The 14,455-nt window shown below is 73.1% G+C and carries 10 protein-coding genes; 5 read left to right on the forward strand and 5 right to left on the reverse strand.

Going from position 1 to position 14,455, the window contains the following annotated elements; genetic code table 11:
• Nucleotides 1–124: 124 nt before the first annotated feature.
• The 3 genes from ACP4IX_RS20570 (at nucleotide 125) to ACP4IX_RS20580 (ending at nucleotide 3,649) form a co-directional block, all read left to right on the forward strand.
• The gene (locus ACP4IX_RS20570; protein ID WP_426556297.1) at nucleotides 125–1,195 is read left to right on the forward strand and encodes a GNAT family N-acetyltransferase; all 1,071 of its coding nucleotides are present in this window, start codon (nucleotides 125–127) and stop codon (nucleotides 1,193–1,195) included.
• A gap of 28 nt (nucleotides 1,196–1,223) precedes the next feature.
• Complete coding sequence (locus ACP4IX_RS20575) at nucleotides 1,224–2,690, forward strand: glycosyltransferase (RefSeq protein ID WP_426556298.1); 1,467 nt, start codon at nucleotides 1,224–1,226, stop codon at nucleotides 2,688–2,690.
• Nucleotides 2,691–2,893: 203 nt separating this feature from the next.
• On the forward strand, nucleotides 2,894–3,649 hold the full coding sequence (locus tag ACP4IX_RS20580) for a polysaccharide deacetylase family protein (RefSeq protein WP_426556349.1): 756 nt from the start codon (nucleotides 2,894–2,896) through the stop codon (nucleotides 3,647–3,649).
• Nucleotides 3,650–3,666: 17 nt separating this feature from the next.
• Here ACP4IX_RS20580 and ACP4IX_RS20585 read toward each other — a convergent pair whose 3' ends face one another.
• From ACP4IX_RS20585 to ACP4IX_RS20605, 5 genes are all read right to left on the reverse strand, one after another.
• Nucleotides 3,667–4,797: a glycosyl hydrolase gene (locus ACP4IX_RS20585; protein WP_426522313.1), complete on the reverse strand. Its 1,131-nt coding sequence runs from the start codon at nucleotides 4,795–4,797 to the stop codon at nucleotides 3,667–3,669.
• The gene (locus ACP4IX_RS20590; RefSeq protein ID WP_426522312.1) at nucleotides 4,794–5,246 is read right to left on the reverse strand and encodes a hypothetical protein; all 453 of its coding nucleotides are present in this window, start codon (nucleotides 5,244–5,246) and stop codon (nucleotides 4,794–4,796) included. Before ACP4IX_RS20590 ends, ACP4IX_RS20585 begins: the two co-directional genes overlap by 4 nt.
• A 146-nt stretch (nucleotides 5,247–5,392) precedes the next feature.
• A complete protein-coding gene (locus ACP4IX_RS20595; protein ID WP_426522311.1) occupies nucleotides 5,393–7,543 on the reverse strand; it encodes a glycosyltransferase in 2,151 nt (716 codons plus the stop codon).
• Between the two features lie 162 nt (nucleotides 7,544–7,705).
• Nucleotides 7,706–10,228, reverse strand: coding sequence for a lipopolysaccharide biosynthesis protein (locus ACP4IX_RS20600; protein ID WP_426556299.1), 2,523 nt, complete (start codon nucleotides 10,226–10,228; stop codon nucleotides 7,706–7,708).
• On the reverse strand, nucleotides 10,221–11,477 hold the full coding sequence (locus ACP4IX_RS20605; RefSeq protein WP_426556300.1) for a DegT/DnrJ/EryC1/StrS family aminotransferase: 1,257 nt from the start codon (nucleotides 11,475–11,477) through the stop codon (nucleotides 10,221–10,223). Before ACP4IX_RS20605 ends, ACP4IX_RS20600 begins: the two co-directional genes overlap by 8 nt.
• A 404-nt stretch (nucleotides 11,478–11,881) precedes the next feature.
• Here ACP4IX_RS20605 and fahA point away from each other — a divergent pair, with 404 nt between their 5' ends.
• Entirely contained in the window at nucleotides 11,882–13,114 is a 1,233-nt protein-coding gene (gene fahA / locus ACP4IX_RS20610) for a fumarylacetoacetase (protein WP_426522308.1), read from the forward strand.
• A 390-nt stretch (nucleotides 13,115–13,504) separates the two neighbouring features.
• Complete coding sequence (locus ACP4IX_RS20615) at nucleotides 13,505–14,443, forward strand: M56 family metallopeptidase (RefSeq protein ID WP_426522307.1); 939 nt, start codon at nucleotides 13,505–13,507, stop codon at nucleotides 14,441–14,443.
• Nucleotides 14,444–14,455: the final 12 nt, after the last annotated feature.

Below are 14,455 nucleotides of genomic sequence, written 5' to 3' on the forward strand. Positions count from 1 at the left end.
GTTAAAGGCCTGTGCACCGGTTGGCAACAACATGGTCCGCTACCTACCGGCCCGGGGCCCCCGGAGGTACCTTCCTGTTGTCCAGGGGGAACTTGATCGGGGGGTCGGGTTGAACAGCGGACGTGTGCGTGTGCTCAGGCCGGAGGAGCTGGGCGAGGGGGAGCGGGAACACTGGCGGGAGCTGCGCGCCAAGTCGACGGCGCTGCGCAACCCGTTCATGGAACCGGAGTTCACCGACGTCGTGGGCCGGGTACGGCCGCGGGCGCGGGTGGCGGTGGTGTACGACGGCGGGGAGGCGTCCGGTTTCCTGCCGCACGAGCGCGGGCCGCTGGGACAGGGCCGGGCGATCGGGCTCGGGGTGTCGGACTGCCAGGGCGCGGTCCTGCGCCAGGACCTCGCCCTGAACACCCGCGAACTGCTGCGGGCCTGCTCCCTGTCGAGCTTCGCCTTCGACAACCTGGAGGCGAACCAGGAGCTGTTCGTGCCGTACGCCGCCGAGGAGCTCACCACCTACGTCATCGACGTCGAGCGGGGGTACGAGGCGTACGAGGACGTACTGCGCGACCGGTCACCGAAGTTCCTCAAGACCACCCTCGCCAAGGAGCGCAGGCTCGGCCGCCAGGTCGGTGACGTGCGCTTCGTGTTCGACGAGCGTGACCCGGCCGCGTTGCGCACGCTCATGGAGTGGAAGTCGGCGCAGTACCGCAGGACGGGGCGCCGCGACCGGTTCGCACAGGAGTGGATCAGCCGGCTCGTGGCACGGCTGGCGGAGACCCGGGCGCCGGAGTGCACCGGCACGCTGTCCGTGCTCTACGCCGACCGACGGCCGGTCGCCGCCCACTTCGGACTGCGCTCGGCGACGGTGCTGGCCTGCTGGTTCCCGGCGTACGACCCGGACTTCGCGAAGTACTCGCCGGGGCTGATCCTGCATCTGCGGATGGCCGAGGCGGCCGCCGCCGAGGGCATCGGCATGCTCGACATGGGGCGGGGCCCGGCGGAGTACAAGGACTCGCTGAAGACCGGTGAACTGCCCGTGTACGAGGGAGCGGCGACACGTCCGGGAGCGGGCGCCGCGCTGCACTGGCTCGGCCGCGAGCCGGCCCGCCGCGCGCACGGCTTCGTGCGCGACCGGCCCCGGCTGGCGTCGCTGGCGGTCAGGACGTTGAGGGGCGCGGCCCGGCTTCGCCGGTCATGACGGAGGGCATCTACGAGGGGGTGGGCGCATGGCCGGTGTGCGGCGTGCGCGGCAGGGGACACGACGGGAGATAGAGGGGTTCCTCGGCATCGGGCCGGTGCAGGTCGCCGAGCTGGACATCGGAGCCGACGCCTCCGGGGGAGGGGAGGGCGTCGAGGGGGCTGCTCGTACCGAGGAGGCTCCTGGCGTCGAGGGGGCTGCTCAAGCCGAGAGGGCGCCTGGCGTCCGGTCGGCTGCCGGCTCCGCGGCGGCGGAGCTGAGACCGGGGCCGGGCAGCGCGCCGGTCACGTCCGGCGCGGTGTTCGTCCTGGTCAGGAGGGCGGGGCGGCCCATCGGTACAGTGCTCGGGCAGGTTCCCGAGGGCGCGGATCCCGAGGAGGTGCTGGCCGGGCTCGCCCGGAAGCTGCCGGGCGGGGAGCCTCCCGAGCCGTTGCCCCGGCCGCCGTCCGCCAGTGTCGTGGTCGCCACCCGGGAACGGGCGGACCAGCTCGCCCGCGCGCTGGACTCGCTGCTCGCGCAGGACCACCCGGACTTCGAGATCGTCGTCGTCGACAACGCGCCCGTGACCGGGGAGACCCGTGAGCTGGTCGAGCGGAAGTACGGCGAGCGGGTGCGGTACGTGTGCGAACCGGTCCCCGGACTCGCGATCGCGCACAACCGGGGGCTCGCGGCCGTACGGAGCGAGGTGATCGCGTTCACCGACGACGACGTGGTCGCCGACCCGCACTGGCTCACCGAACTGACCGCTCCGTTCGCCGCCGACCCGCGCCTGGGCTGCACCACCGGGCTGATCCTGCCCGCGCGGCTGCGCACCCCCGCCCAGGTGCTGCTGGAGAGCCACGGCGGTTTCGCGAAGGGCTTCACCCCGCGGACGTACGACCCGGCGGACCCGCCCGCCGACGAGCCGCTCTTCCCGTTCACCGCGGGCCGGTTCGGCTCGGGCGCCAACATGGCCTTCCGTACGGCGGTGCTGCGGGCGGTCGGCGGCTTCGACCCGGCGACCGGCGCGGGCACACCCGCGCGGGGAGGCGACGACCTCTACGGATTCGTCCGCGTCCTCGCCGAGGGGCAGCGGCTGCGCTACACCCCGAGCGCGCTGGTCTGGCACCACCACCGGGAGACCTGGCGGGACCTGGAGACCCAGGCGTACGGCTACGGCGCGGGCCTCACCGCGTACCTCACGGCGATCCTGGTGAACCGTCCGTCGCTGCTGCCGGCCTTCCTCGCCCGGGTGCCGGGCGGGCTGGCGCACGCGCGGGGGCTGACCGCCGTACGCGCCACCGCCGACGGTGCCGCCACCGACGGCGACGCAACCGACGGCGACGCAACCGACGGCACGGGACCGGTGGCGGACGTGCCGGGCGGCCACGACTCCCGTACGCATCCCTGGCCTCGGCGCCTGTCCCGGTTGCAGCGTCAGGGCATGCTCTACGGTCCCGTCGGCTATCTGCGGGCCCGCCGCGCCCTGCGCACGGTCGCACTGGAGGCGCGATGAGCGAGGCGGAGGCTCCGGGAGCGACCGGCGCCCGGGAAGGGGCCCGAGAGGTGGCCGGGGAGGAGGCCCCGGCAGCGGGCGGGGCCCGGGAGAAGACCCCGGCAGCAGGCGGGGCCCGGGAGAAGACCCCGGCGACGGGCGGGGCCTGGGAGGGGGCCCCGGCAGCGGGCGGGCACATACCCGTCTTCCTCTACCACGCCGTGATGGACGATCCGCCCTCGTGGATCGCCGAGTTCACCGTCAGCCCGAGGCAGTTCGCCGCCCACCTGGACGCGATCGCCGACAGCGGCATGACGCCGGTCACGATCAGCGCGCTCGCCGACCATCTCGCAGGCCGGGCGCCCCTGCCGAGCCGGCCCGTTCTGCTCACCTTCGACGACGGCTTCGCCGACCTGCCCGGTCCCACGGCCGAGGCGCTGGCCGAGCGCGCGTTGCCCGCCACCGCCTACCTCACCACCGGGGCCATCGCCCCGGGCGGGCGCAGTCTGCTGCCGCCCGCCCCGATGATGACCCTGGACGCGGCGGCGGAGCTGGAACGTTTCGGCATGGAGATCGGCAGCCACACCGTCACCCACGCCCAGCTCGACACGCTCTCCGCCAAGGCCCTGGCGTACGAACTGCGCACGTCCAAGGCGGTGCTGGAGGACACCCTCGGGCACCCGGTCCGTCACCTCGCCTACCCGCACGGCTACAACAGCGCGAAGGTGCGGTCGTTGTCGGCCCGCGCCGGGTACGAGACGGCGACCGCCGTGCGGCACGCGCTCAGCTCGGACCGCGACGAGCGGTACCGCATCGCCCGGCTCATCGTGCGGCGCAGCCACACGGTCGCCGACGTCGAGGCGTGGCTGGCGGGAGGGGGCGCCCGGATCGCCCCCTACCGCGACGGGCCGAAGACGGTCGCGTGGCGGTGGTACCGGCGGGGGCGTGCCCTGGTCCGGGGCCCCGAGTTCGCCGGGTAGCCGGCAGGGCGCTCCCGTCACTCGCGTGGCTGGTTGAGGTGCGGGTCGCCGGCCACCTCGCGCAGGCTGGCCCACGCCCGGTCGCCCGCCACGGCCAGGTTGCAGTGCGGTCCCGGGTCCCGGTAGTTCCACTGGAGGGCGGCCTTGACGCCCTCCAGCTCCTTGAGCACCCCGGGCACCTGCGCGTACCAGTCCGCCTGCCGGTCCGGCCGCTTCGGGTCGGAGGCGCTGCCGAACTCCGAGAGCATCAGGGGCTTGTCGTCGGAGAGGTTGGCGCGGATCCAGTCGTGGGTGGCGTGCTGTGTCTGGGCGAAGCTGAGCCAGTCCGTCTTGTGGCAGAGGTAGTAGTTGTACTGGTTGTAGCCGATCCAGTCGACGTACTCGTCCCCCGGGTACATCTTCCCGAACAGGTCCGCGTGGTCCAGGTAGCCGGTGATGATCCAGGTCCACACGACGTTGTCGACGCCCAGCTCCCGGAACCGGTCGTGGATGTGCCGGTAGGCCCGTACGTAGTCGGCCGGGGAGCCGTTGTCCGGCGTACGGGTGTCCATCTCCAGGTCGAAGGAGAGGAACACCTTCTTCCCCGTGCGCTCCCCGTACTCCTTGATGCGCTGTGCCTGGACGTCGATCACGGAGTCGTCCAGGTCGCCGGCGGCTATCTGCTTCCAGGTGGGCTGCTGCTGCTGCGTGCCGCCCCACCACTTGCTCTCCCAGGAGAGCAGCAGCATGCGGTCCTCGCCGACGCGCTGTTCCTGCTCGGTGAGCAGCTGCCCCTCCAGGCGGGTCTCCGTGACCGCCGACATGTCGTGGTACGTGTACACGATGTCGAGCCTGCGCCCGACGTTCTTCTCGTACGCGTGCACCTTCTCGGCCAGGTCGGACTTGTCGTGCGGCACGAAGGCGCCGAACCACGCGCCGCAGGGCGGTTCGAGGATCTCGGTCGGGCGGCACTTGGCGTCGTCGGCCGGGTCGGCGGGGCCGGAGGCGTCGCGCAGGGCGAGCACCGCGACCAGGACCGCGCACGTGGCCGTGACGGATGTGATCAGCAGACGGCGCCGGCCCGGGTCCCTGGGGGCCTTGGGCCTGCGGTGCTGTCCGGTCGTCGTCGAGTCCGCAGTCGTGCGGCGAGCGGGACGGGCGAACCTCACGAAGTGGAACCCTTCCGTGTCCTCGGCGCCGTCCCCGGCACCGTCGTGGCCGTCGGGGAGGCACGCAGGCGCGGGCAGAACGCGGCGAGCGTGGTCAGCAGGGTGAGCGTCAGCAGGACGCGGTCCCCGCTGAAGGCGTGCGCGGCTATCAGTACGGTGGCGACGAGCAGCGCGGCGCTCACGCTCAGCAGGACGGCCAGCATCAGCCGTTCCAGCAGGTCGGAGTGGCGTTCGAAGTCTGCCTCGCGGCGCTCGACGGGGCCCTCCGCACGGCGGGCCCGCAGCGCGGGGCCCAAGATCCTGACCAGCGCGGCCCCCGGGCCGACGGCCAGGAAGGCGGCGACCGCCGCGCCGCGCAACGGTGAGCCGCCGGGCAGGGCGAGCGCGGCGAGCGCCAGCCAGCCGCCGAACGGCGGCAGCATGCGGACCACCAGGTCCTGCGGAGTCATGGCGTCCGGCACAGTCGTGGCGTCCGGCCGTGTCCTTACGTCGCCCTGCCGTGTCCTTACGTCGTCCTGCGATGCGGCGGCTTCCTGCGGAGTGACGGTTTCCTGCGATGTCCCGGCGTCCTGCGGCGTCCCGGCGTCCTGCGGTGTCATCGTCCGCTTCCCTCCCCTTCTCGGCTCGCCTGTTTCAGGACGTAGAGCATGCCGGCGCTGTTCTCCGCCACGCGCTCGAACCGCGGCGAGTTCGCGACGGACTCCCGCACTCGTCTCAACTGGGCCTCGTCCAGTTGCCCGTTCATCTCCGAGTTGGCCACCTGTCCCTGGGTGAGCAGGAAGTAGGCACGGGCCGGTGCTTCCACCGCGGACATGTCGCGGGCGAGGACGGCGGCCGGGTCCCGGACGATCTCGTCGATGTGGCTCCGGTCGTCGTCGAGGAACCAGTAGTGGTCGACCCTCCAGTACTGCTCGTAGGCGAGCGGATAGTTCCGGTTGGCGGCGACGACCAGGGAGTCGTCCGGCGCCTGGTCGAAGAGCTGCTGGACCATGGCCACCTCCCGGGACGGGAAGTAGTTGATGCGGTCCTTGCCCGAGTAACTCGGCACGAAGGCGAGGGTCCCGGCGAGCAGCACGAGCGGCGGCCCCCAGGCCCCGTACCTCAGCGGGGGCAACGTGGGCAGCGGCAGGCGACGACGCCGGGCGGTGGTGGCCGGCGCACGTCCGGCGGTTTCCCGCGCGGCGGCGTCGGCGGCCAGCGTGCGGACCTTCGGCAGCAGCGCGGCGGCGGCGAAGAAGGCCGCGCCGGGCAGGGTGAACATCAGAACCCGGAAGATCATCTCGCTGCCGTAGCTGCTCGCCACGAACATCGGCAGGGGTGCCGCCGCGACCAGCAGCAGCGGCAGTGCCCGGTGCCGCAGCACCCGCTGGCGCAGTACGCCGGCCAGCGCGAGCAGCAGCACCGAACCCGACAGCAGCCGGGCCGCCCATGAGGTCATCACCGCGCCGGTGCCGGTGGGGGTGGCCCCGTATCCCGTCTCCACGTTGGCGCCGACGTCACCGACCGAGCGGATCATGTCCGGCATGGCGGCGGACAGGAAGGGCAGCGCGGCCGTGAGGCACCAGGCCAGGAAGACGACGACCGTCGTGACCGCCGGAACCCAGTCCCGGTGGCGGCGTGTGAAGGCCAGGGCGACGAGCGTGACGACGAGCATGGCGGGGGTCAGCTGGTGCGACACGACTATGGCGGTGACCAGCACGCTGAGCAGTACGGTCCACACCGCCTGCCCCTGCCGGCCGCGCCGCCCGCCGGAGCGGCCGTAGCGGCGCAGTACGACCGCGATGACGCCCAGGTGCAGGACGAAGGCGACGGACTGCGGGGAGAAGTAGTCCTGGCCCACCCAGTTGGCGACGTAGAACAGCCACACGGCGGTCCAGATCAACCGCCGGTCCTCGGTGAACGTCCGGTAGATCAGCAGCAGCGGGAGCAGCAGCATCAGGCTGGAGGCCAGCGGCCACCAGGCCATGTACATCGCTGCGTTGTCCACGCCCAGCAGTCGCACCAGCGCGGCCTGGGCGGCGAAGAAGCCGGGCCACTGGTCGTAGACGGCCATGTCGCCGAGCTGGTCCGCGGTCTGGAGCCCGCCGGACGTCAGGAGGTGGTCGACGACCGCGTCGTGCTTCCACGCCCACGCGTAGAGCGGGGTCGGGTAGAGGACGGCCTGGGTGGCCCGCTCCATCACCAGCAGGCCCAGGACGTACGCGAACGACCAGGCAGGGCGACGGCGCGGGTTGCGGACCGTGAACCAGAACCCGGTGGTGAGCACGACGAGGCCGGCCCAGAAGGTGGGGTGGACTGCGCTGACCAGGCCGAAGTCGTCCAGGGCGGACACGTCGGTGTGACGCGTCGCGTAACCCCACAGGGCGAGCGCGACGAGCAGGGGCACGGCCGGCCACGCGGCGGCCGCGCGGGCCGGCCAGGCGGCTGGGGTGAGGTCGGACAGATCCGTCACGGGCGGCTCGGGGGCGGAGCCCGGGGACTCCGCGGTAGAGGGGTGGTGGTCGCTGGTGGTGGCGCCCCGGCCCGGCCGGGCGGACGCCTCCTCCGAGGTCCTGGGGGCCGACTCCTGCGAGGTGCGGGCAGACGACTCCTGCGAGGTGCGCGAGGGCACGACCGTCTCTCGTGTGCAGCCGCGCCCGTGCTCGTGGTCGTCGTGCTCGGGCTCGTCGTGCTCGGGCCCGTGCTCGTGCTCGTCGTGCTCGGGGTCGTCGCGGTCGGGTCCGTGGTCCCGTTCGTACCCGCGCACGGGGGTCGCCCCGGTGCCCGGCGCGTCCGAGGGTGCCGGTGCGTCCCGGTTCGACGCGTCCGGGGTCTCCTGCCCGGGCGCGGGCTCTGGTGCGGATCTCTCCCGTGGAGTTACTGGCGGACGCACGACGGTTCCCCCCTGGCGATTCGGCTCTGTGCTTGATCAGTCCCTGGACGTGTCGTTCGGTCTGGTGCGGTGTGGGGGCTGTGCCATGTCCGTCATGCCCCGCAGCGAGGCCGGGCGGCGCAGGGACAGGAACAGGACGACGAGGACGAGCAGCAGGAGGAGAGGCGGCACGACCGGTGCCAGCTCCTGACGCCAGACCCAGCTCCCCACCGCGGCGAGATACAGAACCCCCCAGCGCCCCTGCCACGGCAGCCGGGTCCCCGCCTTCGCGAGCAGCAGCCACAGCGGCACGAGGCACAGCAGCTGCAGGACGAGCGGCGTCCAGCGCAGCAGTGGGCCGGGCCCGTCGAGCCCCACCGCTTCTGCCAGGAATCCGGCCGTCTCGGTGTACAACGCCCCGCCTAACGCCTCCGGTTCCCGGCCGAGGGCGACGGGCGCCGCGTGGAGGGCGAGGACGGCGGCACCCAGCGCGGTGCCGGGCAGCCACGGGTCGGGCGAGGCGCACAAGGTCACGGATGCCACGAACACCACAAGCAGCAGGGCCCCCGCGATCAGCGCCGGCAGCGGCAGCCCCCGCATCAGCTCCTGTCCCGTGAGTTCCGCCCCGGTCGCGGACGCGCCGTCCAGCCATGGAAGTTCACGCATCGCCACCAGGAACACCACGGTGGCGACGCCGAGCAGCAGCCACAGGGCGGGCCGCAGACGCCACTCGGGGATCGCCCCGATTCCGTCGTCGCCCCCGACGAACCTGCCGACATCACCGTCGGGGCCGCCATCGGCGTCGAGGACATGGTCCCTGTCGTGGCCGTGGTCCCCATCACGGTCAGCAGCCATGGAGCGGCCGGAGTCGGGACCGGAGTCGGCGTCAGCGCCGTGGCCGAGGTCCGAGTCCACGTCCGTAACGTCGTCCACTCCGGATTCCCGGTCCAAGCCGGATACCGGCCCGGGCTCGGCGTCAGGGTGCCGCGGCGGCCGGACGATCACCGCGAGGGTGTCCGCCTCCAGGGCTTCCCGTTCGTACCCCGGCCGCCCTATGAACAGGGCGACCGTGTCGTCCCGCGACGCCTCTTCGGACTGCCCCTGCTCGTACGCCGCCCGCCGCGCCCAGCTCGTGCCGTACCCCGCGGTGGCGTTCAGCCGCGCCCAGTGGGTGCCGTAGGAGGTGCCGGGGCCGGGTTTGCGCCCACCCCGCAGCCGGGCGCCGCCGGAGGAACCCGAGTCCCCGGGACTCCCGGAATCATCGGCTCCGTCGATGCCGCGCAGGGCGGCGCGCAGGCCGGGCACGCAGCCGACGGCGACCACCGTCATGCTCCCCAGCACCGCCCAGCCGGCGCCCGCGATCCCGGCGGGGGTGAACAGCATCACCGCGCTGCCCAGCACGAGGAGGCACATGGTGCCCTGCACGGCGGCGAGCACACCGGTACGTCCCTGCACTCGGAGCACGCCGATGTACAGCTCGACCACGATCCTCGGCAGTGCCCCGAGGGCCAGCAGCCGCAGCACCGTGGAGCCGTGCTCGGCGTAGTCCTCGTCGAAGGGCGCGAGGATCTGCGGGGCGAAGACGACCAGGACGAGCACGACGGGCACCAGCAGCAGCGTCATGCGGCGCAGCGCTCCGCGGACACCGTCGGCGAGGCGGCGCGGGTCGTGCGAGGCGTGCGCGGTGAGGGAGGAGGCCATGTTGATGGCCATGAACTCCATCGTGCCGCCGACGGTGTAGGCCACGTAGAAGTAGCCGTTCTCCGCGGCGCTGAAGTTGACCGCGACCATCACCGGCAGCAGGTTGATCATCGCCAGGCTGAACACCGCGCCCAGTGAGTCCCCGGCGAGGAACCGGCCCATCTCGCGGACCTTGGGCGGCTCCACGTCATGGTCGGCGGCGGCCTGGCGCGGGATGAGTCTGCGGAAGATCAGCCAGCCGAGGGGCAGGGTGGAGAAGGCGATGGCCACGGCCCAGGACACGAAGATGCCGAGCACCGGCAGCGTGGTGGCGAAGACGGCGAGCAGGATCAGCTTCCCGACCGAGAACACCGCGTTCCCGGCGGGCACCCACTCCGCCTTGCGCAGCCCGGTCAGCACGCCGTCCTGGAGGGTGAGCAGCGCCCAGGCCACGCACGCCGCGACGAACAGCGCCCCCGCCTCGGCGGTGCCCAGCGGCGCGTACGAGGCGCCCCACAGGTCGAGGGTGAGCAGGAAGACGACGGCGGCCACGGCGACGACCACCGAACTGGCCGCGTAGACACGCCACACCAGCCATCCGGTCGCACGGCCGGCCCGCGGCACGAAACGGACCACGGCGCCGATCATCGTGGTCGCCGTGATGCTGGCGAGCAGCCGCATGGCGGCGATGGCGGCGGAGCCCTGCCCGACGGCCTCCTCGGAGTAGTAGCGGGCGGCCACGAGCCAGAAGCCGAGGCCCAGCACGGCGGAGACACCGGTGCTGAGCATCAGGAAGTAGGCGTTCTTGAAGAGCGAGTCGCCGCCGCGCCCGCTCTCCGGCAGCCTCTCGCCGCCGCCCGAGGGCGCCGCGGTGGTCTCGTGCACCTGGGTCTCAGCCACCGGACGGAACCAGCCCCTCCGGTGCCTCGGCCGGCCGTATTCCGGACTCCTCCAGCGCCGCGACGGCCGCACGGGCCCGCAGCGGATCCACCGGCAGCGCGTGCCGCGCGAACCAGCGCGCCCCCTCGGGGGAAGGCGACGGGTCGGTGAAGGCGGCGCCCGCGTAGTCGTCCAGCGGCGGGTCGTAGAGGTATCCGACGACGATGCCGCGCCGGGCCAGCGCCCGGGCCGCCGCGTCCCGGTCCGCCACGAGCAGCGGCACGCGGAACAACGGCTGCGCCGTGTCCGGTGACCGGCTCCTCGCGCCTTCCCACGCCTCCGGCCGCGCCCAGCGCGTCGACAACAGCAGCTCCGTGCCCGCACGGCAGCCGGCGAGTACGCCGTCCAGCCTGTCGAGCCCGTGTCCGATGCGCCGGAGCCGGAACCGGCCGCCCCGCAGCCGGTAGTCGTGCATGTCGACGCGGACCCAGGAGTCATGGGCGTCCAGGTCGGGGGCCGAGGCGACCGCGCGCGCCAGCTCGTCAGGGCGCAGCGGCATCCGGATCCCCTCCCGCTCCGTCAGCCCCAGCATCCGCATCGTGGCCCAGGCGGCCGACCGAAGCCGCAGTCCGCGTACGGCGGCCTCCGCGTACGGCCGTACGGCATAGGCGACTTCCGCCGTCGCGCGGCGGGGAAGCAGCAGGTCGTCACAGGCCTTCTCCAGCGCCTCCCGCAGGCCCGGATCGGCGACCGCGAGGATGCCACCGGCCTTCGCGCCGACGTGCTTCGATAGGCTGAAGACGGAGGCGTCGCCCCAGGCGCCGACCGGCCGTCCCCCCACCTCGCTGCCGATGGCGTGCGCCGCGTCCTCGAACAGCGGGATGCCGAGCGCGTCGCAGCGGGCCCGCAGTCCGGGCGCCGGGTCGGGGTTCCCGTACAGGTTCGTCGTCAGCACGGCGGACAGCGAGCCCCACGTCTCCTCGGGCACGGCATCGATGTCGATGGACGCGTCCGACGGATTCAGCGGCGCCTGCACCGGCCGCAGTCCGGCGGCGAGCACGACGAAGAAGATGACGTCGTCGTTGACCGGCGACATCAGAACCCGGCCGCCCGGCGGGCACCAGTGACGCAGTGCCGCGTACAGCCCGAAACGGCACGACGGTACGTACACGCATTCCCGGCCGAGTCGGCTGCGCATGGTCTCTTCCAGCCGCTTCCTCGGCTGCGAACCAGACCGCACCGATCCCGGACCGGCCTCCCCTGTGGCCATCCGCCCCCCTGGTGTGCCATCGAAAGCCCCCTCCCCGAGGCTTTCCGGCACCCGCCCAGAGTCACCCCGTTCGCACCGCTCCGTCAAGATTGCGTACCGGCCTGTGGACAACTTCCCGCACCCGAGCGGAAGCGGAGAGCCACATCCCCGGCCGTGCACGCGGGCGTACGCGGGCGGTGCGGGAGCCGCACCACCGGTCACTCTGCCCGCCTTCCGCACCGGCACCCGGGCCACTGGGCGCGCGTCAGCCCACCGGACACGCCCTCCCCCGCCACGCACCGCCGCCTCCCGGCACACTGCCCAAGACCGGTATGCCACCCGTAACGTGTGGCCCGGCCACGAACCACGTGGCGCACACGGCGCGCACGGCGCACATGGCGAGCACGAAAGCGAGGCAGCACCCGATGCCCCCCTTCGATGTCCCCGAGGGCGACCCCTTCGGCCCGCACAACCTTCCGTACGGCGTGTTCTCGATCCCCGGCACGCAGGAGCGGACGGTGGGCGTCCGGCTCGGCGACCACGTCCTCGACGCCGGCGCGGCGGCCCACGCGCTCGGCTCGCCGTACGCCTCCCTGCTCGCACGGCCCACCCTGAACCCGTTGCTGGCGGCCGGCCGCACCGCCTGGTCCGACGTACGGCGCGCCCTGACGGCCTGGGTGACCGTCCCCTCCCACCGCGAGACCCTGGAACCCCTCTTCCACCCCCTCTCGTCGGTGACCCTCCATCTGCCCTTCGAGGTCGCGGACTACGTCGACTTCTACGCCTCCGAGAACCACGCCCGGAACGTCGGCCAGATCTTCCGCCCCGACGCCGCCGACTCCCTCACCCCGAACTGGAAGCACCTCCCGATCGGCTACCACGGCCGCTCCGGCACCGTCGTCGTGTCGGGAACGGACGTCGTACGGCCGTCCGGGCAGCGCAAGGCCCCGGCCGACGCCGCACCCGTCTTCGGCCCGTCCGTCCGCCTGGACATCGAGGCGGAGGTCGGCTTCGTGGTGGGCGTGCCGTCCGAACCGGGGAGCCCGGTGGCGCTCGGTGACTTCCGCGAGCACGTCTTCGGGCTCTGCCTGCTCAACGACTGGTCCGCGCGGGACGTCCAGGCCTGGGAGTACGTCCCCCTCGGTCCGTTCCTCGGCAAGTCCTTCGCCACGTCCGTGTCGGCCTGGATCACGCCGCTGGACGCCCTGGAGGAGGCGCGGGTGGCCCCGCCGGAGCGCACGCACGAACTGCTGCCCTACCTGGACGACACGACCGGGGAGCGGGACGAGCCCGGAGGCTACGACCTGCGGATCTCCGTCGCCGTCAACGGCCACGTCGTGTCCGAGCCGCCGTTCTCCACCATGTACTGGACGGCCGCCCAGCAGCTGGCCCACATGACCGTCAACGGCGCCTGCCTGCGCACGGGCGACCTCTACGGATCCGGCACGGTGAGCGGGCCGGCGGAGCGGGAGCGCGGGTCCCTGCTCGAACTGACCTGGAACGGACGCGACCCCCTCGAACTCCCCGACGGCAAACGGACGTTCCTGGAGGACGGGGACGTGGTGACCCTGTCCGCCTGGGCCCCGGGTCCGGGCGGCACCCGGGTGGGCCTGGGCGAGGTGACCGGACGGGTGACCGGACCACGGACCGGGCGGTAGCTCACAGGGCTCCGCCGGGCCACCGACCGGACGACAGCTCACAGAACTCCCCCCGGCCACCGACCGGACGACAACTCACAGAACTCCCCCCGGCCACCGACCGGACGACAACTCACAGGGCTCCACCGGGCCACGGACCGGTGGGAAGCGCATCTGGACTGCCGCCCGGCCGGATCAGTTGACCGCTGGGGCCTGACTCACACCGCCCGGCACCGTCATACTGGCGTCGGGCGGTGTGCGCGGCCTCTCCGCACCCGTGCGACGACCACCGGGACACCGAGGTGTCCCACGACACACCGACGCCTCGGCGCCGCCCACCAGAACCGCACCACAGCCAGAACCGCACCACAGCCAGAGCCGCCCTTCTGACCAGGATCCGGAGCCCGTGGCATGACCGTCTGCCTGCTCCTGCTGTTCGTCGTCGCCGTGACCGCCGCGGTGCCGGTGCCGCGCGCACTGACCCGGTCCGCGTGGCCCGAACGGGACCCGGTGGTCGCGCTGTGGGTGTGGCAGTGCCTGGTCGCCACCGTCCTGCTGTGCTGTCTGACGGCACTCGTCCTCGGCGCCGCCGCCGTCTTCGGCACCGTCCGCGCCCAGCTCTTCGCGCCGGCGCCGCCGGCGGTGACCGCTGCCTACAACCTCTCCGCCGGCTCGCCCTGGGCGGCCGCCCTCACCCTGCTGCTGGCAGGCGGCGCCGCCTGGACGACCGCCATGCTCGCCCGCGAGCTCGTCGAGGCGCGCCGCCGACGCGCCCAGTCACGTGCCCACCTGCGCGAACGTGCTCCCGACCTGCCCGCCGGACTCCCCGCCGCCCGCGGCCCCCTGCTGGTCCTGGAGGACGAGTACCCGGACGCCTGGTGGATGCCCGGCAACCCGCCCCAGCTGATCGTCACCACCGGCGCCCTGCAGCGCCTCACCGACCACCAGCTCGACGCCGTCCTCACCCACGAGCGCGGCCACGCCCGGGCCCGCCACGACTGGCTGCTCCACCTGTCCACCGCCCTCGCCACCGGCTTCCCGCGGGTCCCCCTCTTCGCTCACTTCTGCGACCAGACCCACCGCCTGGTCGAACTCTCCGCCGACGACACCGCCTCCCGCCGCTGCGGTCACCTGACCACCGCGCTGGCCCTGATCGAGCTGAACCAGCACCGCGGTGTCCTGTCCTGCTCCTCCAGCCACCGCCTCCTCGGCGAACGCGTCGACCGCCTCCTCGAACCCCCGCCCCGCCTGCTCCCCCGGCACCGGGCCCTGACCACCGCGACAGCCGCCCTGGTCCCCCTGCTTCCTCTGCTGATCACCTTTGCCCCGGGCCTGACGGCGTTGGCCTAGGCAGCCGCGCCA

The sequence above is a fragment of the Streptomyces sp. WG5 genome (assembly GCF_049974565.1).
Taxonomy (GTDB): Bacteria; Actinomycetota; Actinomycetes; order Streptomycetales; family Streptomycetaceae; genus Streptomyces.